At 52.3% G+C, this 22,164-nt stretch carries 19 protein-coding genes; 7 read left to right on the top strand and 12 right to left on the bottom strand.

Features of this window, described 5'->3' with window-relative positions; translation table 11 throughout:
• Positions 1 to 29 precede the first annotated feature (29 nt).
• Positions 30 to 434, top strand: coding sequence for a hypothetical protein (locus H6F80_RS20640; protein WP_190793401.1), 405 nt, complete (start codon positions 30 to 32; stop codon positions 432 to 434).
• 53 nt (positions 435 to 487) lie between these two features.
• On the opposite strand, the gene gcvP is transcribed toward H6F80_RS20640, so the two are convergent.
• Entirely contained in the window at positions 488 to 3,466 is a 2,979-nt protein-coding gene (gene gcvP, locus H6F80_RS20645) for an aminomethyl-transferring glycine dehydrogenase (protein WP_190793402.1), read from the bottom strand.
• 161 nt (positions 3,467 to 3,627) lie between these two features.
• A complete protein-coding gene (gcvH, locus tag H6F80_RS20650; protein ID WP_190793403.1) occupies positions 3,628 to 4,017 on the bottom strand; it encodes a glycine cleavage system protein GcvH in 390 nt (129 codons plus the stop codon).
• Between the two features lie 236 nt (positions 4,018 to 4,253).
• Between gcvH and glgX the strand changes: the two genes are divergently transcribed.
• The 4 genes from glgX to H6F80_RS20670 all read left to right on the top strand — a co-directional run bounded on the left by glgX (position 4,254) and on the right by H6F80_RS20670 (position 8,142).
• A complete protein-coding gene (gene glgX, locus H6F80_RS20655; RefSeq protein WP_190793404.1) occupies positions 4,254 to 6,362 on the top strand; it encodes a glycogen debranching protein GlgX in 2,109 nt (702 codons plus the stop codon).
• A gap of 105 nt (positions 6,363 to 6,467) precedes the next feature.
• Positions 6,468 to 6,923, top strand: a complete 456-nt coding sequence (locus tag H6F80_RS20660) for a BAR domain-containing protein (protein ID WP_199296717.1) — start codon at positions 6,468 to 6,470, stop codon at positions 6,921 to 6,923.
• A gap of 68 nt (positions 6,924 to 6,991) precedes the next feature.
• Positions 6,992 to 7,441, top strand: a complete 450-nt coding sequence (gene ndk, locus H6F80_RS20665) for a nucleoside-diphosphate kinase (RefSeq protein ID WP_190793405.1) — start codon at positions 6,992 to 6,994, stop codon at positions 7,439 to 7,441.
• A gap of 203 nt (positions 7,442 to 7,644) precedes the next feature.
• Positions 7,645 to 8,142: a low molecular weight protein-tyrosine-phosphatase gene (locus tag H6F80_RS20670; RefSeq protein WP_190793406.1), complete on the top strand. Its 498-nt coding sequence runs from the start codon at positions 7,645 to 7,647 to the stop codon at positions 8,140 to 8,142.
• Between the two features lie 3 nt (positions 8,143 to 8,145).
• Here H6F80_RS20670 and H6F80_RS20675 read toward each other — a convergent pair whose 3' ends face one another.
• The 7 genes from H6F80_RS20675 to phoU form a co-directional block, all read right to left on the bottom strand.
• Complete coding sequence (locus tag H6F80_RS20675) at positions 8,146 to 8,754, bottom strand: DedA family protein (RefSeq protein ID WP_190793407.1); 609 nt, start codon at positions 8,752 to 8,754, stop codon at positions 8,146 to 8,148.
• 91 nt (positions 8,755 to 8,845) lie between these two features.
• Positions 8,846 to 10,120 carry an adenosylhomocysteinase gene (ahcY, locus tag H6F80_RS20680; protein WP_190793408.1) on the bottom strand — a complete coding sequence of 425 codons (1,275 nt, stop codon included), beginning with the start codon at positions 10,118 to 10,120 and terminating at the stop codon, positions 8,846 to 8,848.
• A gap of 70 nt (positions 10,121 to 10,190) precedes the next feature.
• On the bottom strand, positions 10,191 to 10,637 hold the full coding sequence (locus H6F80_RS20685) for a tetratricopeptide repeat protein (RefSeq protein ID WP_190793409.1): 447 nt from the start codon (positions 10,635 to 10,637) through the stop codon (positions 10,191 to 10,193).
• Positions 10,638 to 10,809: 172 nt separating this feature from the next.
• On the bottom strand, positions 10,810 to 11,634 hold the full coding sequence (locus H6F80_RS20690; RefSeq protein WP_190793410.1) for a LapA family protein: 825 nt from the start codon (positions 11,632 to 11,634) through the stop codon (positions 10,810 to 10,812).
• Positions 11,635 to 11,695: 61 nt separating this feature from the next.
• The gene (locus tag H6F80_RS20695; RefSeq protein WP_190793411.1) at positions 11,696 to 12,355 is read right to left on the bottom strand and encodes a UbiX family flavin prenyltransferase; all 660 of its coding nucleotides are present in this window, start codon (positions 12,353 to 12,355) and stop codon (positions 11,696 to 11,698) included.
• A gap of 146 nt (positions 12,356 to 12,501) precedes the next feature.
• Positions 12,502 to 14,937, bottom strand: coding sequence for a ribonuclease R family protein (locus H6F80_RS20700; RefSeq protein ID WP_190793412.1), 2,436 nt, complete (start codon positions 14,935 to 14,937; stop codon positions 12,502 to 12,504).
• Positions 14,938 to 15,500: 563 nt separating this feature from the next.
• Positions 15,501 to 16,199 carry a phosphate signaling complex protein PhoU gene (phoU, locus tag H6F80_RS20705; RefSeq protein WP_190793413.1) on the bottom strand — a complete coding sequence of 233 codons (699 nt, stop codon included), beginning with the start codon at positions 16,197 to 16,199 and terminating at the stop codon, positions 15,501 to 15,503.
• 264 nt (positions 16,200 to 16,463) lie between these two features.
• Here phoU and psaM point away from each other — a divergent pair, with 264 nt between their 5' ends.
• Positions 16,464 to 16,559 carry a photosystem I reaction center subunit XII gene (psaM, locus tag H6F80_RS20710; protein WP_190793414.1) on the top strand — a complete coding sequence of 32 codons (96 nt, stop codon included), beginning with the start codon at positions 16,464 to 16,466 and terminating at the stop codon, positions 16,557 to 16,559.
• A gap of 928 nt (positions 16,560 to 17,487) precedes the next feature.
• Complete coding sequence (locus H6F80_RS20715) at positions 17,488 to 18,009, top strand: slr1601 family putative cell division protein (protein WP_190793415.1); 522 nt, start codon at positions 17,488 to 17,490, stop codon at positions 18,007 to 18,009.
• 168 nt (positions 18,010 to 18,177) lie between these two features.
• Here H6F80_RS20715 and H6F80_RS20720 read toward each other — a convergent pair whose 3' ends face one another.
• The 3 genes from H6F80_RS20720 to H6F80_RS20730 all read right to left on the bottom strand — a co-directional run.
• Complete coding sequence (locus H6F80_RS20720; RefSeq protein WP_190793416.1) at positions 18,178 to 19,203, bottom strand: ABC transporter permease; 1,026 nt, start codon at positions 19,201 to 19,203, stop codon at positions 18,178 to 18,180.
• Between the two features lie 110 nt (positions 19,204 to 19,313).
• Positions 19,314 to 20,981 carry an ABC transporter substrate-binding protein gene (locus H6F80_RS20725; RefSeq protein ID WP_190793423.1) on the bottom strand — a complete coding sequence of 556 codons (1,668 nt, stop codon included), beginning with the start codon at positions 20,979 to 20,981 and terminating at the stop codon, positions 19,314 to 19,316.
• A 293-nt stretch (positions 20,982 to 21,274) separates the two neighbouring features.
• Positions 21,275 to 22,164 (bottom strand): sulfate/molybdate ABC transporter ATP-binding protein (locus tag H6F80_RS20730; RefSeq protein WP_190793417.1); only part of this gene is annotated, 890 nt, incomplete at its 5' end.

Genomic DNA, 22,164 nt, shown 5'->3' on the forward strand with positions numbered 1-22,164 from the left:
CTAGCTAAGCGATTCACAAGGGTACTGCCGTGCCATTCTATCAACCGAACAATTTGCCACCTGTGCTGCACGAGGAGAGCTTGCAGTGCTTTAAGTTTCTGATGGATGGTGAGCTGCATGACGGGCTGCAATACAACAACGAATTGTTTTACCGAATTTACAAGGCGAATGCAGACGATCGCAATAAGCTATACCAGTATGCTCTTCAGCTCTCGCCGCGGGAAGCGATTGTGATTACGATTAGCAAATCTAGCTCTAGCCTTTGGATCAGTCTCCGTAGTTCCAAAGCAGCACTTCGCCTCAGGAGAAAAATTGTTTGGTCTCCTCAGGTTCTGTCCCCTCAAGCTAAAGCTGTACCCCAGGCGATTGTTGAAATGGTTGCCAAGCAAAGCGAAGAGGCGACGCTTCCCTCGTTTGCTCATACCACTGATTAAGCTCTCTTTTTAAGGCAATTGATCTTCAAAGGACCTGATCAAAAAGGACCTGATCAAAGAGTTTGATACGCCTCCATAGGCAGGCAAGAACAAACCAGGTTTCGATCGCCGTAGGCATTATCAATTCGCGCCACTGCTGCCCAGAATTTGTTTGCTTTCGTCCAGGCAGTTGGGTACGCTGCGCGTTCCCGCGAATAAGGACGTTCCCAAGTATCCACTAGCAAAGCTGCGGCAGTGTGAGGCGCGTTTTTAAGCAAATTATTGTCGCGATCGACTTGACCTGCTTCAATTTCGCGAATTTCTTCCCGGATTGCAATCATGGCATCGCAAAAGCGATCGAGTTCTTGCAGAGACTCGCTTTCGGTGGGTTCGACCATGACTGTACCCGCAACGGGCCACGAAACGGTCGGTGGGTGGAACCCGTAGTCAATCAGCCGCTTAGCAAGGTCATCCACTTCAATGCCTGCGGATTTCTTGAACTGGCGTAGATCGAGAATGCACTCGTGTGCCACCAAGCCATTCTTGCCTTTGTAAAGCACCGGATAGTGACCCTCCAGCCGCTTTGCAATGTAGTTCGCGTTGAGAATTGCGACTTCGGTAGCCTGGGTCAGCCCCCGATCACCCATCATGGCAATATACATCCAGGAAATGGGCAAAATGCTACCGCTGCCCCAGGGTGCTGCCGAGACTGCGCCGATTGGATTGCGCTGGGAGTCGCTGAACATTTCCACCACCGCATGCCCCGGCAAAAAGGGAACCAGATGCGTCTGGACACCGATCGGACCCATGCCCGGACCGCCGCCACCGTGGGGAATACAAAAGGTTTTATGCAGGTTCAGGTGACACACATCCGCACCAAAATCTGCTGGACGACACAGTCCAACCTGCGCGTTCATATTCGCCCCGTCCATATAAACCTGTCCGCCGTGGGCATGGACAATCTCGCAAATTTCGCGGATGCCTTCCTCAAAAACACCGTGAGTCGAGGGATACGTCACCATTAACGCCGCCAGGTTTTCCCCATGCTGCTCCGCTTTCTGGCGGAGGTCGCCGATATCGATATTGCCTTCGCTGTCGCAGGCGATCGGCACAACTTTCATGCCTGCCATGACTGCGCTTGCCGGATTGGTTCCATGCGCCGATTCAGGAATCAGACAAATTTTGCGGTGTCCTTCGCCGCGCGACTCATGATACTGACGAATCACCAGCAGCCCCGTATATTCCCCCTGCGACCCGGCATTGGGCTGAAGCGAAATTCCGGCAAATCCTGTGATCTCAGAAAGCCACTGCTCTAATTGCCGAAACATGATCTGATAGCCCTCTGTCTGATCGATCGGCACAAACGGATGAATCTGTCCAAACTCTGCCCAGGTAATCGGAATCATTTCCGAAGTGGCGTTGAGCTTCATCGTGCAGGAGCCGAGTGGAATCATGGCTGTGGTCAGCGACAGATCCTTCGACTGAAGCCGATAGAGATACCGCAGCATCTCGGTTTCCGATCGATAGGCACTGAAGACGGGGTGGGTGAGGTAGGGGGTAGTGCGAGGGAGAGAGGAGGGGATGGGGGAATGAGCAGACGGGCAGACGGGGGGATGCAGGGACGACGAGAGGGGGGGGAAGAGAGCCAAGAGATCGGTGAGGTCTTGGGGGGTCGTGGTTTCGTCGAGGGTAATGCCGATCGCGTCTGTACCAATTTTACGGAGGTTGATTTGATGATCGATCGCGTTTTGAAAAATGACAGCTTGCTGACTGCCAACTTCGATGCGAAGTGTATCGAAGAAGGTTTCACTGACGATGTAGCCCTGCTGCTGAAGTTGGGTAGCGAGGTGAGCGGTCAGGGTGTGAATGCGATCGGCGATTTGCTTCAGCCCTTCGGCTCCGTGGTAGACGGCATACATTCCGGCAATAACGGCGAGGAGAACCTGAGCAGTGCAAATGTTGCTGGTGGCTTTGTCACGGCGGATGTGCTGCTCACGGGTTTGCAGGGCCAAGCGCAGGGCGGGTTGTCCGAGGGCATCTTTGGAAACGCCGACGAGTCTACCGGGAATTTGTCGCTTGTGTGCTTCTTTTGTGGCGAAGTAAGCAGCGTGAGGTCCGCCATAGCCTAGCGGTACGCCAAATCGCTGAGTGCTGCCGATCGCGATATCGGCACCAAATTCACCAGGTGGCTTGAGCAGGGTGAGGCTGACAAGATCAGCAGCGACCGTTACCAGTGCCCCGGCTGCGTGAGCACGATTCACAAATTCCTGATAATCAAAAATTGCGCCGTCCGTCGCCGGATATTGCAGGAGAACGCCAAAAATGGGGGAGTCAGGGGAATTAAATTCAAAGGTGCGGTGGTCGCCCACAATCACTTCGATTCCCAGGGGCAGGGCGCGGGTTTTTACAACATCGATCGTCTGCGGATGGCAGAGTTCTGACACCCAGAAAGCGTTCGCTTTGCCTTTGTGCAGCCCATAGCTCATCGCCATTGCTTCGGCGGCGGCAGTCGCTTCATCAAGCAGCGAGGCGTTGGCAATTTCCAGCCCGGTCAGATCGATCACCATCGTCTGAAAGTTGAGCAAAGCTTCCAAGCGTCCCTGAGCAATTTCGGGCTGATAGGGAGTGTACTGCGTGTACCAGCCGGGATTCTCCAGAATGTTGCGCTGAATCACCGGGGGCGTGATGCAGTTGGCATAGCCCATGCCGATAAATGATCGAAAAATTTTGTTTTTAGAAGCGATCGTCTTCAGGTTTGACAGTGCTTGTGCTTCGCTGCGCGGCTTGCCAATTTGCAGCGGACGCGCCAGCCGAATCGAGGCGGGAACTGCCTGAGCAATCAGGTGAGCCAGCGACTCAAATCCAAGTAGAGTCAGCATTTGCTGAATTTCAGCATCGCGAGGTCCAATGTGACGGGTCTCGAAGTCCGCAGGCAGATCCGGGAGCGCAGTACGGGCTTTCCCATTCTTCGCAGGGGCAGGCTCCGCTGCAATGTTGCCGTTGGACTCGATTTCAGACGCAGATTGGAGGTCGCGATAAAAGGCTGACGACATAGCAAAGAATAGGGCAGGGAATGGGATAGACAAGCGGCGAATAAACTGGCAGTGCGGAAGATTGCCCAAAAGGCTCATCAAACCGATGAGTGAGGTCGATCGCTTCTGCAACATTCTGCAACAAATATAGCGCAGGGAGCCAGGAGCCGTCTGCCAGAGAGCTACTCGCCCTCAACCTGGGCGCGATATGCGTCGGCGGTCATTGCATCTTCTAGCTCAGCGGCATCGTTGATTCGCACTTTCAGCATCCAGGCTTCGCCATAGGGATCATCGGACAGTTGCTCTGGGGTATCTAGCAGGGGATCATTGCGTTCCAGCACCGTTCCTGAAACTGGAGCAACCAGATCTTCAACCGCTTTGACCGATTCCACCGTACCAAATGCTTCGCCCTTGGTGAGTGCATCTCCAACTTCCGGCAATTCCAGAAATACGATGTCGCCGAGCTGATCGATTGCAAAGGCAGTAATGCCGATCGTGGCAACATCCCCATCAAGGCGGGCGTACTCGTGCGAGTCGCGATATTTCAGGTCTTCAGGATAGTCGAATGCCATAGGTTCCCTCTTCAGCTTCCTCGTAAAACGAAAATCGAGTCGTTCAAAAACTAGCACTACAATTAGCAATACAACTTGTGTCTGGCAAGCAGCACAGACACCATCCAACCTTACCCTAGAAGTATTGAATCCGTGGAGGGGTAGGCTGGAATTGGCAATTCCTGTTTCGAAGCATTGAGCCTGCGATCTTCGCATCAGTGCCTGCTGTTTTCGTGCATCACGTTTAGAAAAAGTTTATGGGCGTTCGCTATACCTACACCTATGGCAGCTTTCAGCTCTGTCATGGCAAAGCGTTTCCGTTTGGAGCATCGGTTGTCCCCGGCGGGGTGAATTTCTCGATTTACTCAAATCATGCGACTGCTGCAACCCTGGTGCTGTATCACAAGGGAGCCGCCGAACCCTTTGCTGAGATTCCCTTTTTGCGAGAGTTTCGGCTGGGCAACGTGGTGAGTATGGTCGTGCTGGATCTGGACTACGAAGATCTGGAATACGGCTATCGCATCGATGGTCCCTACATTCCGCGAGAAGGGCATCGGTTTGACTTCAGCAAGATTTTACTTGACCCCTACGCTCAGGCGATCGGTGGACGGGGAGTCTGGGGTGCAACGCCGCGAACCCAGGATCTCTATCCCTATCGCGCCCAGATTGCGACCGAGGATTTTAACTGGGAAGACGATCGCCCGCTCGAAATTCCTACCGAAGATCTGGTGATTTATGAAATGCATGTCCGGGGGTTTACGCGCCATGCTTCGTCGGGTGTGACCGCAGACAAACGGGGAACCTACGCCGGGCTGATCGAGAAGATTCCCCATCTGAAGGATCTGGGGGTAAACTGCGTCGAGCTGATGCCGATTTTTGAATTTGACGAGCTGGATAATCCCCGTCTCAATCCGCTGACAGGCGAACGATTATTCAACTACTGGGGGTATAGCACGATCGGGTTTTATGCACCCAAGGCAGCCTACGCCTCAGTACCCGGTCAGCAAGTCAATGAACTCAAAAACCTGATTAAAACGCTGCACCATCACGGCATTGAAGTGATTCTGGATGTCGTGTTTAACCACACCGCCGAAGGCAACGAGCAGGGGGCAACCATTTCGTTTCGCGGGCTGGACAACAAAACCTACTATATGTTGGCTCCCGATGGCAGCTATTACAACTTCAGCGGCTGCGGCAACACGCTCAACTGCAACCATCCGGTCGTGCGAAACTTTGTGCTGGACTGTTTGCGCTACTGGGCATCGGAATATCACATCGACGGCTTTCGGTTTGATCTGGCTTCAATTTTGGGACGTGCACCAAACGGGGAGCCGCTGATCAATCCGCCGCTGCTAGAAATCCTGGCTTATGATCCAGTGCTGGCAAAGTGCAAGCTGATCGCGGAAGCATGGGACGCAGGCGGTTTGTACCAGGTGGGGTCGTTTCCGCGCTATCACCAGCGTTGGGAAGAGTGGAACGGCAAATATCGCGACGCAATGCGAAAGTTTCTTAAGGGAGACGGTGGAGTCAGGGAGATTGCGCTGCGGCTGCAAGGTTCACCCGATCTCTACGCGAAATCTGGCGGGACGGTAGACAGCTCGGTGAATTTCATCACGGCACATGATGGGTTTACGCTGGTAGATTTGGTGTCTTATAACGAGAAACACAACGAGGCAAACGGCGAAAACAACCGGGACGGCGCAAACGACAACGAAAGCTGGAACTGTGGTGTGGAAGGCGTGACGGCTGACCCCGATATTCTCAATCTACGCCAGCGACAAATGCGAAACGCGATCGCCCTCCTGATGATGAGCCAGGGCATTCCCATGATTCTGATGGGTGATGAAATGGGTCGATCGCAGCAGGGCAACAACAACACCTACTGTCACGACTCAGAGCTGAACTGGCTCAACTGGAATCTGCTGAAAAGCAATCTGTCGTTCTTCCGCTTTGTGAAAAACTGCATTGCCTTTCGCCACGCCCATCCCATGCTGCGAAATCGGCAGTTCTTTACCGGGGAAGACTACATGGGCTATGGCTATCCCGACGTTAGCTGGCACGGTGTCGAAGCCTGGAAGCCAGACTGGGCAGATTACTGCCGCACGCTCGCCTTTCTGCTCTGCGGTAAATATGCCAAAGGCGGCACTGAACCCGATGATTTCATTTATGTGGCAATGAACACGCATTGGGAACCCCATTCCTTTGAGTTACCCCAACTGCCGATCGGCTTTAAGTGGCATACGTTTGTGAATACCTTTGCGAAATCACCGCAGGACATTTACGAACCTGGAACGGAACCGCCGATCGTGAATCCGAAGCAGATTTTCGTGGGAGAGCGAGCGATGGTGGTGTTGGTGGGGAGGTAGGAGGAAGTAAGGAGAGGCGTCGAAAAGTCTCTTACTAAACTTGATTATTTTTAATATTGCTTAGGATAATGTAATGATTGGTAACCGTGAATCAGGAGTTTTTCCGTGGCAGGATTTATTGGATTTATTAAGGGCTTATTTCGTTCTAAGCCGAAGGTTGAAGCCGTTGAATTACCTGCAACCGATGCCCCTCAACCGCAAAATAAAGCCGGTGTGTACTATCTCTCACCCGATGACGCCAGAACCTATGGCAATGTGGAATATATGCGATCGGTAAAATCGATTCGCCGTACGTTTTCGAAAAAGAAAGTCGGCGAAGACAATGAAATGATTCGCACGATTTCCGCACTGGAAATGCAAAAGGCAATGCAAAACGGTCAAGCTGTGCCGATGCAGCCCAGGTCAAATGGAACCGCGAATGGGGCGACGAATAGCTCGGTCAATGGCGCATCTACTCCGGCTCCTAAAGCAGCTGAAACTCCCACAAATACTGAGCGTCGTCGGGCAGATGGCGACATGGATATGTTTCGTAATATGGCACGCGATCTGAAAAAACGCTAATCTTCCGTTGCGGGAAACCTTCTAAGGTAATCTGAAAACTGGAGCGTTCATTAACGAGGAGTCACCCTTTGGAACGGACATTTCTTGCTGTAAAACCCGACGGTGTGCAGCGTGCGATCGTTGGCGACATCATTCGTCGTTTTGAAACCAAAGGCTTTACCTTAGTAGGGTTAAAGCTTGTGAAACCCAGTCGAGAACTCGCAGAACAGCATTACGGTGTCCACCGGGAAAGACCTTTTTTCGCTGGACTGGTCGAGTTCATCACTTCGGGTCCAGTTGTAGCAATGGTTTGGGAAGGCGATGGTGTGATTGCGGCTGCCCGCAAACTGATCGGCGCAACCAATCCGCTAAACGCTGAACCTGGCACGATTCGCGGCGACTACGGCGTCAGCATCGGACGGAATATCATTCACGGCTCTGATGCACCCGAAACTGCACAGCAGGAGATTAGCCTCTGGTTCAAGGACGAAGAACTGGTTTCTTGGCAGCCGACGATCACGCCCTGGCTGTACGAATAGGGTTACTTTAATCTAGTTCTATTGATTCTGGCAGTTTTTCCAAAATTGATTGCTTAGAATCAACATTAAATACCCCCTTTCCGATTCACAGGCGAGGGGGTTTATCATGCGGCAGGTTGTCAATTTGCTTATCTTCTTTTGCCTATCCAGTGTGGCGTTGGCAAAATCCGTCATGATAGACAAGATCGATCGCTTTATTCGCTATGACTGAAAAGCCGTATAAGCTGCTGTTTGTTTGCCTAGGAAATATCTGTCGATCGCCTTCTGCCGAAAACATCATGAATTACCTGATTCGGCAGCGGGGGCTTCAGGAGCAAATAATCTGTGACTCGGCTGGCACTTCGAGCTATCACATTGGTAGTTCGCCCGATCGCCGGATGACGGCTGCTGCTGCCCGACGTGGGATTGTGCTGGAAGGACGCGCTCGCCAGTTCAAGCCGCGGGATCTGGAGGAGTTTGATTTAATTCTGGCGATGGATAAGGACAATTACGCTGATATTTTGTCCCTTGATCCAGAAGGAGCCTATCACGACAAGGTAAAGCTGATGTGCGACTTTTGCCGTCATCACCGCGATCGCGAAGTGCCTGACCCCTACTACGGCGGCGAGTCAGGCTTTAACGATGTAATTGATTTGCTGCTCGATGCCTGTGAGGGATTGCTCGCCCAGATTACTCAGCCAGATTTCCAGCAGAAATTCTAAAAATCAGGCTCTTTTCTTAGCTTTGCGATAACGGATAAACCAGACGATCGCCCCTACCGCAACTACAAGCAGCGCAATCTTGGAAACCGGGGCCAAATACTCCTCGACGAGCGTATAGTTATCGCCCAACACATATCCGGTAAAGGTCAGCAGGGATACCCATGCCAGCGTTCCTAGCGTTGAAAAAATTAGGAACGGTGCAAGTCGCATTTCGCTAAAGCCTGCGGGCAGGGAAATCAGCGTACGAATCCCGGGAACCAACCGCCCGAAGAAGACTGCCTTTGTGCCGTGGCGATAAAACCAGTGCTGCGATTTGGTTACTTCCTCTGATGAAATGCCCAGCCATTTGCCGTGGCGATCGAGCCAGCCTTTGATTCGCTCTTCGCCCAGGATTTTGCCCAGGTAATACCAGGGAATTGCGCCCACCATCGTGCCCACGACTCCGGCAAGCACAGCGGGAACAAAGCTCATTTTGCCCTGAGCCACCGTGAATCCGGCAAGCGGCATGATTAGCTCAGACGGAATTGGCGGAAACAAATTTTCCAGGAACATGAGCAGCGCGATTCCCACATAGCCGAGGGAATTCATAGTGTTCGTAATCCATTCAGCCATGAGCAGGTTCCTTTTTGGTGCGACGATAGCGATCGTATGAAAAAGGGCAGGCAATCTGCCCACCCCTTGTTTAGCGATTCACATTCACAAATTAGGTTCCGGACGTCCAGGAGTTGATGTACTCCGTCTGTTCTGGCGTGAGCGAATCAATCAAGATGCCCATTGCCTGAAGCTTCAGCCGTGCAATTTCCTGATCTACCTCAGTCGGAATCGAGTGCAGACCCGGCTCCAGATTGCCCTTGTTCTTGACCAGATATTCGCAGGCAAGTGCCTGGTTTGCAAAGCTCATATCCATCACCGCGCTGGGGTGCCCTTCAGCGGCTGCCAGGTTCACCAGACGACCTTCGCCCAGCACAACGACCGATTTGCCACTCTTTAGGCGATACTCTTCTGTAAAGTTGCGAACGACTTTCACTTCGTTTGCCATCTCCTGAAGCGATTTCAGATCGATTTCAATATCAAAGTGACCGGAGTTGCAAACGATCGCCCCATCTTTCATGGCGGCAAAATGCTCACCGCGAATGACGTGCTTATTGCCCGTAACGGTGATAAAGATATCGCCCTGAGCCGCCGCTTCGTTCATCGGCATCACGCGGAAACCATCCATTACCGCTTCGATCGCCTTAATCGGGTCAATTTCCGTCACGATCACGTTTGCGCCCATCCCTCGCGCCCGCAGTGCCGTTCCCTTACCGCACCAGCCGTAGCCTGCCACTACAATGGTCTTGCCTGCCAGCAGAATATTGGTGGCGCGGACGATGCCATCAAGGGTCGATTGACCTGTGCCGTAGCGGTTGTCAAAGAAGTGCTTGGTGTCTGCGTCATTGACGTTCATCGCCGGGAAGGTAAGAACCCCGTCCCGGAACATGGCACGCAGGCGCACAATTCCCGTCGTGGTTTCCTCGGTTGTGCCAATCAGGTCAGCAATTTGCTCCTGGCGTTCCTGGATCAGCGTTGCAACTACATCACTGCCGTCATCGATGATGATATTGGGGCGATGGTCAAGGGCAGTCCGCACATGGCGATGATAGGTTGCGTTGTCTTCCCCTTTGATTGCAAACACAGAAATTCCGTGATCCACGACTAGACTCGCCGCTACATCGTCCTGCGTCGAAAGCGGATTGCTAGCAATCAGCAGCGCATCCGCTCCGCCGTTTTTGAGGGCGATCGCCAGGTGAGCTGTTTCTGTGGTGACATGGCAGCAAGCAACCAGCCGAATTCCGGCAAAAGGCTTTTCCTGGGCAAATCGCTCCTGAATCTGCTTCAGCACGGGCATTTCGCGCCCTGCCCACTCGATTCTCTGTTTGCCTAAGGGGGCGAGGGATAAATCTTTAACGTCGTTTTTGACTTGAGTGGCTGTTGTCATGCGCCTCTTTGCAATTGTTTACGCGGGAAATCATCTTCACTAGCTTAACCGATCGATAGAGGAGAAATGTCTACTCATTGGACTTTGCGCTGGTCTGGCTCCTGGCTTTCAACGTTTCGAGATCTTGCCGCACCCGATCGAATCCGGCGACATTGTCTTGCGCTAGATACTGCTCGCTGGCTTGCAGTAAATCCCCGATCGCTTCATTAAGCTGACGCAGATTTGCCGTTGCCCGACCGCGATTATGGTACGCCTCTGCGAAACCAGGGTCAAGCTGAATCGCCCGCCGAAAGCAGTCGATCGCCTGGCGATATTGGTTCGCCCCAAAGGCAGTACAGCCTTTTTCAAACTGGAGTGCAGCCTCCTCGTTCAGGGTGGGCGGCGTGGGGCAAATCGCTTCTGCAAAAATGATTTCTAAACTGCCCCTTCCTCGATATGCCCGCACCATTGACCCCAGCCCAAAGGCAAAGATGAGCGTGATGAAGAGGAGCCAGAGGATGAAGGGAAGGGGTTCCATAAGGGGGAGTGGAGAAATGGGGCAAGGGTTGTGGAACGGGAAGTTTAGGGTGAGTCGCTTGTTTTTTAAGCGGATGGGGAAGGGTGAAAGGTTTGTGGGGGAGCCTTAGAGAGATCAACGCTAATTCGTCAAGTCTTCCCAATCCCATTCCTGCACTAAGCCCCTCATTCCCTCACCGTCTCCGCTTCCAGTCTCCTTCATCCTCATCAATGAAATCCCAATCTTCCTCATCTGAATTAGCCGCACGAGAAGGCGGAGGCGGAGAAACTTCTTCAGGATCAGGGCGAAACGGTGGGGTAATCACTCGAAACTCGGCATCGTAGACGCTGTTGCTGCGCGATGGGGGCGGTTCGTCTTCGATCGGTTCTTCAGGCGGACGATAGCTGTAAGAATAGACAGAACCCGATTGCGATCGGCTCATGGGCTGCTGATCAGTTTCAAACTCAGTGCGAGGCTCAAAGCCTTTGCGATAGGGGATTGGCTCGGCATCCGGAGGCGGCTGACGACGAGGAGCGTCTTCATAGCCCTGCCAGTCTTGCCAGGCGGGGTCTTCTCGATCGCGCGCGGGAGTTTGTGCGCCTTGGAAGGGGGTAGAGCGAGGGGCGGGTTCTTCCCAGTCATCCCAGGCAGCAGAATCCTGTGCTGGCGCGTCCCAATCATCGCTGCGATTGCTGGGCTTACGAGGAGTCGATCGCCCTGTTTCTGTCGAAGCGGCTGACCATCCTCCGGTGCGAAAGCGGCGAAAACGATCGCCGATCGGACGATTCTCCGGTCGAGGAGCCGCAGCAACCCGCTTCACCGGACGGGAGAGCTCGATTAAGCCTGCCATTACAATCGTTGTCAATGCGCCTGCCCCGATCGCCCCAATCACCCAAAAGGCAAGCGGAATCGCCAGGGTCGGGACTCCCAAAATGACCAGCGGCACAGGAGCCAGGTTTTGGACTGCAAAGAGGGCAAGGCTCCCCAGAATAGCAAGCAGGAGCAGGAGTCGAATCATGGGCAGGGTTTTGCTGAGCGATTTTGTCTCAAGTCTATCTTTCTTGAGGAAATTCCCTGCATTAAGAGTCGATGGGTTCGGCTTCTGCCACACCGCGTCCCTGCCATCGCTTAAGGGGAACGCAGTCTAGGTTGAACTGATCGAGGGCACGGGCAATCACAAAATCCACCAGATCCTCGATCGTCTGCGGATGGTGATACCAGGCAGGAATAGCAGGCACAATTCTGGCTCCGGCTTCGGCAAGCGTGGTGAGATTTCGCAGGTGAATCAGGCTAAAAGGCGTTTCACGCGGCACAATCACGAGTTTGCGACCTTCTTTAAGCTGCACATCGGCGGCACGTTCCAGCAAATCGGCACTCAGTCCGGCTGCCAGCTTGCCCACGGTACTCATGCTGCACGGCAAAATCACCATGCCCAGGGTACGAAACGAACCGCTGGCAATATTGGCTCCCACATCGCCCCAGGGATGACAGCGCAGTTTGCCTCCGGTTTCAATCCCTGCCTGCTGTCGCCAAAACTGCTCTTGCTGAACTGGCTCAACGGGCATTCGGATCTGGTGTTCTGCCTGCCAGACCATGTAGGTCGATTTGGATGCGACTAGCTCGATCGCATAATCTGCCTGCAAGAGAAACTTGAGGGCACGCACCGCATAGATTAAGCCCGAAGCACCCGTTACGCCCAGAATGAGCGGCAGAGATGGAGAAGACGAAGAATTAGACACAGGAATTGAAGTTGTTACACTTCTTCATCTTGACACTTCCAGGCGGTTCGAGGAGGAATCTTCCAGGGATGCTTATCCTCGTCATTCATATAATCCATGCTTTATCCTCTGCCCGATCGCGCCCTATTGTTCTCTTTTTTTCTCTTTTACTCTTCTAGCTCTGCTTCTTCTAGCTCTGCTTCTTCTAGCTCTGCTTCCAGTTCCAGCATTTCTTCCGGTAGCTCGGCTTCTTCAGCAGACACAGGCTCATCCAGTTCTTCTTCGGTTGCCTGACTACCGCCACCCACAGCCACCAGGTCAATCTGCTGACGATAGTAGTCCACGCTCTTGACCTGCACTTCGACGCGATCGCCCAACTTATACTGCTTGCGATTTTTGCGACCGACGAGCTTTTGCTGTCGCGATCGATATTCGTACCAGTCATCCTTCAGCGAACTGACGTGAACCAGACCCTCGACAAGCAGCTCTTCGATTTCCACAAAGAAACCGTAGGACTGTACCCCCGTAATCAGCCCGTGAAAGACTTTGCCCGTATGCTGCTGCATAAACTCGGCTTTTTTTAGCCCTTCCAGATCGGCTTCGGCTTCCTGCGCCAGCTTTTCCTGCTCGGTCAGATGCACGACAACGGCGGCAAATCTTTCTTCCAGCTCTGCCTGAAGGTCGGTAGGCAATACGTTCCAGGAAATTTTGCCGTGGCACGAACTGCTTCTCAGGTTAACCCGATCCTTCGATCGCGTGGTGCGTCGATCGCGTCCGTGTTCAAAGATGGCGTGGATAACGCGATGCACCAGCAGATCCGGGTAGCGACGCAGGGGTGAAGTGAAGTGGGCATAGCCCTTTTCTAGTGCCAAGCCAAAGTGAGGGCCCGGCATGGTGCTGTAGACCGCAGGCTTGAAGGTGGACAGGAGCAGATAGGTCAGCACTTTTTCAGTCTTCGATTCGGCAAATTCCTGCACTAATCGCTGATAGTCCCGCGAATGTACTGCGTCCTCCTGTGCCAGATGAGCATCAATGCCCATATTGCTGACTAGTTTGAGCAACTCCTGCACATCGCTAGGATCGGGAGTGCGGTGAACCCGGTAGATCGCTGGAACTTGCAGCTCGATCAGGTGGGAGGCAACAAGCTGATTTGCCAACAGCATCAGTTCTGTGACGATCGATCGGGCAGGCAGAAAGGCAGACACCACCATTGCACCCAGTGCCCCTTCGTCGTCGTACTGAAACTTGGTCGAAAGAAACTGGCTCAGTTCCGGGTTTGCCTCATCAGGAAAGACTTTTTCCGGCAGATTGAGGTCAAACGCACCCCGGTTGTGCCGCTGGGCACGAATCGCCTGGCTCAGCTTAAAGAGCTGATCGAGCATTTCAAACACCGCCTGGTATGGCTCTAGTTCCTCCAAAGGTGGGAGCGGATAGGCAGGAGGACGGGCAGCCGCCGCTTCGGGAGAGTCGTGCCGCTGCACGATCGCCTGCACTTGCTGATAGTCGAGCCGATGATCAACTCGGATCGCGGTGGGCTGAAGCTCAAACTCCTGCACCTCACCCTGACCATTCACACGAATCAGCACCGAAACTGCCAATCGGTCTTGCTCTGGAGCCAGCGAACAGGATTGATGCACCCGCTCTGGCAGCATCCGAATCACTTCATCGCCCAGATAAATCGAGGTGCCCCGTCGTCGCGCTTCGATGTCCAGCTCGGTGTCTGGCTCGATGTAGTAGGAGATATCGGCGATATGAATGCCGACCAGCCACTCGTCATCCCCAATTTTCTCCAGCGTCAGCGCGTCGTCGATCGCATGACCCGCCGTTTTGCCGTCGATCGTAATCGTGGGCAGATCGCGCAAATCGACCCGTCCTTTGAAGTCCGCTTTTCGCAGTTTGTTGGGCAACCCTTTGGCAGCTTGCAGCACGGCTTCGGGAAAATCACGCGGCAGATCGTGCTTACAGCAGACAATCACATATTCAGAAGCCGCCTGAGCGTCACTGCCCAGCACCAGCGCAAGCTTGCCCAACGGTGGATGGGAGCCAAGCGGATAGCGCACAATTTCCACGTGAGCCAACTGGTCGATCGCTTCCTCTAAATTCGTGCCGTTGGCTTTTAGCTCGACCTCAAATAGCAGGCGATCGTCGAGCGGCGTAGCTCGAAAGCTTTCTTCCGCCTGTTTCACCCGCGCCAGAATCGAAGAATTTGCCCGATCGAGAATCAGCCGCACTTCGCCTTCGGGACTGCGACGACGGGTTCCTTCTTTTGTGACTTTCACCAAAACGCGATCGCCATTCCAGGCGCTATTCAGGTGAGATTCGCGAATGTAGATATCTTCCGATCCTTCCACATCCTGAATCGCGAAGCAAAAACCTTTACTAGAGCAGCGCAGTTTGCCCTCGACCACATCGTCTTCAAAAATGCGGCGATATTTGCCCCGATCCTTCACCAGGATGCCGACCCGTTCTAAAGCATCTAGCACGATTTGCAGCCTGCGAATGCTCGCTTCATCCTTGCAGTTCAGCTTTTTTTCCAGTGCTTTCGGCGCAACCAGCTTATCGTCTGTAAAGTTTGCGAGTAGCTCGGCAATTGTGAATTCCATGTAGCGACTGATCCTCAATGGGGTGGGGGGTTCCCTAACCGGGTCAACCTGGCTAGCTGCATAGACCGTTCAGCAAGCAGCAGGTTTTAGTAGCTCGGTCTGGTGCGCCAAGCTCAGAAATCAGAATTTCCTGGAGGGCTCAGCCATTACCTGTTGCGCTTCAACCACTGCTCTCCACTCTGAACATTAGAGCGAATCACAGATTCTGCAATGATTTTGTACCGATCGACCTGCTCAGCCGGAAGGAAATCTCAAAAACTCATCGGCGTGAGCTTCGATCGATTTCATTTCTCGACTAAACCCTGGGTCGCGAAGTTTCACATTCAGACCGACTGCTTTCCGAGCCATCTTCCCTTTGCACTGCTACACTCCGTCCAGCTTTCTAGCAAGATGCCTCTAGCAAGATGTCATAGTTGCCGTAAAGCCAGATCGTTCAGGAGGCGTATCAGTAGAGTATGGAAAGCAAAACGGGAATTGAAGCGAGTGCTAAACTTGACCATTTTTTGCACCAACTTTATTCTATGCACAATTTGCAATCGGAACATAGAGCGAAAGCAGAATTTTTAACGCTGCCCCGTCACGATATAAGCAACTCGCTTACCAATATTGGTGGCATGGTCTGCCATTCGCTCTAAATGACGAATCACCAGCACCAGCAGCACGATCGGCTCAATAACGCCGGGTACATCCGTCTGGTGTGCCAGCAGGTTGTAGAGCGAAGCATAATCATCATCAACCGCATCATCTTTCATCTTAATATCTAACCCAGACTCAGCATCCAGGTCAGATAGCGCAGCCAGCCCCATCGCCAGCATTGCCCGACAGCGATCGAGCATCACTTTCACCCGCTCCATACAGGAATGCACCGGATAGGGAAACAGCTTAATTGCAATCTCGCCCAAATCTTCGGCGTAGTCTCCAATTCGCTCCAGGTCGCGAACAAGCTGCATCATTGCGCTGAGCAGGCGCAGGTCTTGCGTCACCGGAGATTGAAGTGCCATTAAGTTGACGCAGTCCAGCTCAATCTGGCGATAAAGCTGGTCGATTTGTTTGTCCTGAATTGCAATTTGCTGCGCGGCTTCCAGGTCACGATCGAACAATGCTCTGCGTGCCAGCCAGCAGGAATTTTCCACCAAAGCACCCATCCGCAGCACATCTCGCTGCACACGCCTTAGCTGACGCTCAAACTGAAGTCGGGTAGGTTTAGCACTTTCCAAGCGAGGATTTAACCGGGAGGGTAGAGTGAAATTAAAGTCAAACATATTTAGAACTGATGATGCCTCATCTTTTCGTGGCTTGCCACTTTAGAGAGGGGTATTTTACTAATACGGTTTGCTGTTAGGGATGGGTTGCACTGGACTGCGCTGGATTACACGATCGCTTCTGTTACATCATGTGACAAATCATTCCGAAATGCAGTGATTTAGCCGACATTAATGTAGCGTTGGTCTGCGTTTACACTCGTAAACCGCGCTAATTTCGCATTGATCATCCCATCAATCTTCATATCAGGAGTCCTTTAGCTTATGTCACTATCGGATACTCAAGTCTATGTTGCCCTGGTTATTGCCCTCATTCCCGCTGTGATGGCATTCCGCCTGTCCACTGAACTGTACAAGTAAACAGAACAGTTTAATAAGACAGTAAACGGGACAGGGAAGCAGGGACGATTAGACGATCGTTACCTTGCCGAACAACCTGCCTGGAGCGCACACTGGTACTTCGGGTTAAATCTAAGCTCAATCTAAACTTCAACAGAGAGTTGTCTACGAGCATTCGTCTGCGATCGATTTTTTCGATTTCGGGATGAGGCTTTGGGATAGCTCTCTGTTTTGCATGAAGTGTCTTACTGAGTTTTGCATGAATGTCTTACTGAAAATGTTCTACACGATGCTTGAAAAGCATCAAACAAAAGGGCTGCATTGTTCCCTAAATTCCCAACTTCGGGAAACTTTGAGATACAAATCAGGGAAACTCGCTGGAATTCAGGTGAGAGAGACAATTTAGGTTTCAGGAATAACTTGTTAAAACAGCTGCTTATATTTAGAAACGCCATCGCTTCAGAAACTTAACCACACCTGATAATTAGTGCCTGTGCTTCACTTAATCCGTGTAATACGTATGCTTAGTACGTGGATAATTTTGTGTTTTGAGTATCACTTGAATTTAGTGCAAATGTATTAATTACAAGTAGTTCAAACGTATTAGATTATTCAAGCTAATGCTGTTTAAAGAAAAAGAACAAAAAAATATTTTTCCTGGCGAAATCAGTGCTAGAACTAAGCTAAAGTTAGGCTGCTGTCTTTATTTCTCCTGGTCGAGCGATCGAGAAAAGAGGCGATTGGTTGGTTAGTAATGTCTAGCCAATAAAGCTCAGATTAAATCTATCAAAAGGCATTGACCCTGTTAGAATTTCGCGCTTCAATGGGGCTTTGATTTATGAGCTTTGATAGAGCCCGTGGCAAGCGGGGCATATTAGCTTAATTAAAGCGACTGAGTTAAAGCGACAGAATCGATCGAACTGCTCCTGTTACGAAATAGCGACGTTGTATGAATGCACTTCAACCTTTGCCACCTGCTGCCTCCCCACCTCAGCGTCGAGTAAAACCACGTTTGCGGCAGCGTCCTCGCCCCCGATCGCATCAGACGGTGGTGACAGAAATTACGGTGAAGCTAGCAGTCAACGGGCTACTGGCAGGAGTTGCAATCATTGCATTAGCAAAGCTGATTCCCTACAACCTTCAGCAGCGAGAAGAGTTGAGCCAGCTCCAAGCTGAAGTCACAGAAGTTCAACAGCGCGTTGATATCTTGCAGGCAGATCTCGATCGCCAGCTTGACCCGCAGCAGGCGAGCAGCATTATGCAGGAACAAAGCTATCGGGTTGATCCCAATCAGCGGCAGGTTGTTTGGTTAACTCCGAGCACCGAAACTGCACAGAATTCCTCAGAAGCTTCGCAAGAACCCCTCCAGCAGGGTGCCACTCATTCAACCGATCAAGCTGTTCCGCAACAGGCAGAAACCGACTCGGCAAGATATCACACCGCAGCCTACCGCAACTTGCAGGCACGCTAACCGTCTGTTGCAGACATTTCAAATTTTCTCACGGTGGGTTCGCTGTTCATCCCGCTTGCAGTTCAGTCAATCGTTAGAATTCAACTCGCACTGCCTCAATTGCAATAATTGCAATTCAAATCGCATTCTAAACAAGCAATTAATTAAAAAATTAAACCCAGCAATCAATTAATAGCGAATGCGGGGATCAATATAGGCATTGATAATGTCGATCGCAATACTAGCAAACACCACAATCACCGAGAAGAACACCATCACCCCCTGCACCACTGGATAATCGCGCTGGGAAATTGCCTCATATAGCCGATTTGCTAGACCGGGCCATGAGAAAGTTACTTCAGTCAAAATCGCGCCGCCCAACAGAGAAGCAAAGGTCAGCCCCAGAACTGTAATCACCGGAATCATGGCATTTTTTAGCGCGTGTGCCACAACGATTCGTCGTTCTGGAATGCCCCTTGCTCGTGCCGCCTCGACATAATCTGCCTTCAACGTTTGCTTCAGGTTGACCCGCACCATGCGCTCAAAAATGCCGCTTAGCAGCAGTCCCAAAGTCAGACTTGGTAGAGTCAGATAATAAAGGCTAGTCAAAAACTGCGCGAAACTGCCGCTCAGCAGACTGTCGATCGTATAAAGTCCCGTCAGGGCAGGCGGCGGCTGGATTGATAAGGGAAAGCGAGTGCCGATCGGAAACCATTGAAGCTGCACCGCAAACACAAGCTGCAACAGCATTCCAAACCAGTACATCGGCACGGCATAAGTAAAAATGCCAAAGAGTCTTCCCCCCACATCGATCGGCGTGTTCGGCTTTGAGGCTGCCAGTGCCCCGATCGTTACCCCAACCACGACCGAAACAATCATGCTAAACAAAGTTAGCTCCACCGTTGCCGGAAAATGTGCCCCAATAATATTCCAGACCGACTGACCCTGGCTGGTCAACGAAGTGCCCAGATCCAGCCGCAGCAAATCCCCCAGATAGTGCAAATACTGAAGCCACAAAGGAGCATCTAATCCCAGGTTTGTCCTGAGTTCTTGCTTAGCCGCTTCCGAAGCACGCGGACCTAGCAGCACATCGATCGGATCACCAGGAGTCGATCGCAGCAGCAGAAAGATCAGCGTGGTGATCGTCCAGATCATGAGCGGCGCGAGCAGCAGGCGGGAGAAGACGTAGGTGCGGAGGGCGGTGGAGCGGGACATTTTGGGGTAAAGGAGTGAAGGGGTAGAGGAGTGATGAGTGGGGAATAAGTTAGGGATGGAGCCAGGAATCAATGCAGCTTTTTACATGCTCTGGGTACTCATCCCCCCACCTACTTCTTGATCTGCCACAGCAAAAACTGCTGCGTCGGCTGAATGCTAACGCCCTGGAGATTGCCTTTAGCAAACACATAGTCCTTGCTTTGCCAGAGGGGGATGTAGGGCACGTCGGTGGCTGAGAGATCCTGAAGCTGCCCCAAGAGCTGGTCGCGGGCTTTAGGGTCTTGTTCGATGCGCTGCTGTTCTACCAGTTTGTTTGCTCGATCGCTGAAGTAGAAAGAGCCTCCAGCCTGGCTTTGACCTTCCTGACAGCCCGCCGCCGCAGAGCCTTTGTCGCAGGAAAGGAAGGGCTGGACGAAGGTATCAGCATCGTAGAAATCGGGATACCAGTCGAGCAGCACCGTAGGATAGGTTCCTTTGTCAAGGTTGTCGAACAGGGTGGCGGACTCAACGCTGTCCAGCTTGACGTTGACCAGTCCGGGCAGGTTTTGCTCGATCGCCGCTTTCAGAGTCGATGCAATGAGATTGCGCGTGGTGGAAGTTGAGGAATACCAGATTTCTAAATCGAGCGGATTTGCTTCAGTAATTCCGGCTTCTTGCAGCAGCGTTTTAGCTTTCTCGTAGTTGCCGTCGCCGTACTGCGTCTCAAATACAGGCTTGGATACTGGAAATGTGTTGGGAACGAGGCTATAGAGGGGTTCTGCCTGTCCTTGAAAAACACGATCGACTAACAGCTTGCGATCGATCAGGGCGGCGATCGCCTGCCGCACTTTCACGTTGTCCAGAGGTTTGGCTTTCTGGTTGAGCACCATGTAGTTGATCGTATTCGTGCCCGCCTCGATCACCTGCCAGCCGCCTTTATCTTTTTCGCTCACCAGACTGCGGATCTGATCGGGGTCAAGGGTTTGATAGGCAACATCGAGTCCGCCCGTGCGGAAGGTGTTATACAGGTTCGCCGGACTGCTGATGACCTGGATATCAACGCCCTGATTGGCAGGTTTATCGCCCCAGTAATTTTCGTTCACGTCCAACCGCACGGAGTCTGTGCCGAACTGCGCCAGCTTATACGGACCCGTGCCCACAAACGTATCGGGCTTAAATTTGCCGGCGCCAAGCTCATAGGCTTTAGGAGAAACCGGAGTCATCCCCGAAAAAGTCAGCATGGCGGGAAAGGCGGCAAAAGGCTGCTTGAGTTTGATCGTGAGTTCACTCGTGCCCGTTGCGGTAACGGTGTCAATTCTGTCGGACATCAGGAAGGCAGGTCGTCCGCCATTCTCGATGAATCGCTGGATTGAAAATGCCATCGCCTCGGCATTAAACGGTTCGCCGTCGTGGAACGTGACCCCTTCGCGCAAGGGAATTGTGTAGGTCAAGCCATCGCTGCTGACTTCGGGCAGGGCAGACGCAAGCTGAGGCACTAGCTCAGTCGTTCCCGATTTGTAGGTATAAAGCCGATCGCCCAGGTTATAAAGCAAAATGCCGGGAAACGTTTCATAGGCATCAGCAGGATCGATCGTCCGCACCTCCAAGGTTGTGCCCATTGTCACCCGCCCATTTCCAGTGTCGCCTGCCGAAGTTGAAGCAACGGGCTGAGTCCGTCCACAGCTCACCGACAGCACCAGGCAAACGGTGAAGAGCCCGGCGAATTGAAGCCAGCGGCGGCGATTGCTCCGCAGTTGCAAAATGTTTTTCCCAATGGAACGCCACAATCCAAGTTTCATCATCCTTCCCCTTCCCTTGAGTTCAGTCGGGCGCGATGCAATAGTTCCTCTGAGGGAGATCGATCGCAGCCTCTGACTCACACTTTATACAATGCGAAGTCCAATTACTCAATCGCAAGTTTATCGATCGCTAAAGAAAGAGGAACTAACTTCAAGAGAAAAATTGCAGCAGCACTTAGAGGCGGCTTGAGAAGAAACGATGGATGTGCAAGTCCTCGCCCGATCCCCATCCCTCAAAGAAAGGGACCGAACCCCTGACACCTAACCTTGCCGAAACAGACGTCTGAAACAGACTAAATTGAGTAGTAGAGCGGAAACGCCTTTGCTTCCTTGGGCTTCACATACACGCGCTGACTGGGAGCAAGGTTTAATTCATCAAATCGTTCTCGCGTCAAGTGAGCCGTGACAACTTGTCCATCATCAAGGGTTAGCTCTGCCTGAATCTCCCAACCCAGATGAATAATGCGGCTGACTCGTGCAGGCGTAGAAGTGCCGTTTGGATTCACGTCGATCAAAACATCTTGAGGACGTAAAAAGACTTCGGGATGAGGAGAGTCAAAGCCGTTCGCTGCAAAAATGCGGGAGGTGCTGGGCAGCACGTTGACCGGACCAATAAAGCTCATGACAAATGCAGAAGCCGGATGGTCGTAGATTTGGGCAGGCGTACCAACCTGCTCAACTTTGCCCTCGTTCATCACCACAATTTCATCAGAAACTTCCATCGCTTCTTCCTGATCGTGGGTTACAAAAACTGTTGTGACGTGAACTTCATCGTGCAGACGGCGCAGCCATACCCGCAGATCCTTTCGCACCCGTGCATCCAGTGCGCCAAACGGCTCATCTAGCAGCAGAACTTTTGGTTCAACCGCTAGTGCCCGTGCCAGAGCGACCCGCTGCCGCTGCCCCCCGGAAAGCTGACTGGGATACCGATCGCCCAATCCGCTCAACTGCACTAGATCAAGCAATTCTTCAACGCGATGCTTAATCTTCGCCTTAGGATACTTTTGAATCTCCAATCCGAAGGCGATATTCTTGCGGACGGTCATATGCTTAAACAGGGCATAGTGCTGGAACACAAAGCCAATATTGCGCTCCTGCACCGTTTGGTAAGTGGCATCCCGACCTGTGAGAAAAACTCGCCCGGAGTCGGGCATTTCCAAACCTGCGATCAACCGGAGCAGCG

Origin of the sequence: Leptolyngbya sp. FACHB-711 (assembly GCF_014695615.1) — a bacterium.
GTDB lineage: Bacteria > Cyanobacteriota > Cyanobacteriia > Elainellales > Elainellaceae > Leptolyngbya_A.

Bases quoted from the DNA above. Each gene is read 5' to 3' on its own strand.
- gcvP (WP_190793402.1), bottom strand. From the start codon at position 3,466: ATGTCGTCAGCCTTTTATCGCGACCTCCAATCTGCGTCTGAAATCGAG.
- gcvH (WP_190793403.1), bottom strand. From the start codon at position 4,017: ATGGCATTCGACTATCCTGAAGACCTGAAATATCGCGACTCGCACGAG.
- glgX (WP_190793404.1), top strand. From the start codon at position 4,254: ATGGGCGTTCGCTATACCTACACCTATGGCAGCTTTCAGCTCTGTCAT.
- H6F80_RS20670 (WP_190793406.1), top strand. From the start codon at position 7,645: ATGACTGAAAAGCCGTATAAGCTGCTGTTTGTTTGCCTAGGAAATATC.
- H6F80_RS20675 (WP_190793407.1), bottom strand. From the start codon at position 8,754: ATGGCTGAATGGATTACGAACACTATGAATTCCCTCGGCTATGTGGGA.
- ahcY (WP_190793408.1), bottom strand. From the start codon at position 10,120: ATGACAACAGCCACTCAAGTCAAAAACGACGTTAAAGATTTATCCCTC.
- H6F80_RS20685 (WP_190793409.1), bottom strand. From the start codon at position 10,637: ATGGAACCCCTTCCCTTCATCCTCTGGCTCCTCTTCATCACGCTCATC.
- H6F80_RS20690 (WP_190793410.1), bottom strand. From the start codon at position 11,634: ATGATTCGACTCCTGCTCCTGCTTGCTATTCTGGGGAGCCTTGCCCTC.
- H6F80_RS20700 (WP_190793412.1), bottom strand. From the start codon at position 14,937: ATGGAATTCACAATTGCCGAGCTACTCGCAAACTTTACAGACGATAAG.
- phoU (WP_190793413.1), bottom strand. From the start codon at position 16,199: ATGTTTGACTTTAATTTCACTCTACCCTCCCGGTTAAATCCTCGCTTG.
- psaM (WP_190793414.1), top strand. From the start codon at position 16,464: ATGTCACTATCGGATACTCAAGTCTATGTTGCCCTGGTTATTGCCCTC.
- H6F80_RS20715 (WP_190793415.1), top strand. From the start codon at position 17,488: ATGAATGCACTTCAACCTTTGCCACCTGCTGCCTCCCCACCTCAGCGT.
- H6F80_RS20720 (WP_190793416.1), bottom strand. From the start codon at position 19,203: ATGTCCCGCTCCACCGCCCTCCGCACCTACGTCTTCTCCCGCCTGCTG.
- H6F80_RS20725 (WP_190793423.1), bottom strand. From the start codon at position 20,981: ATGAAACTTGGATTGTGGCGTTCCATTGGGAAAAACATTTTGCAACTG.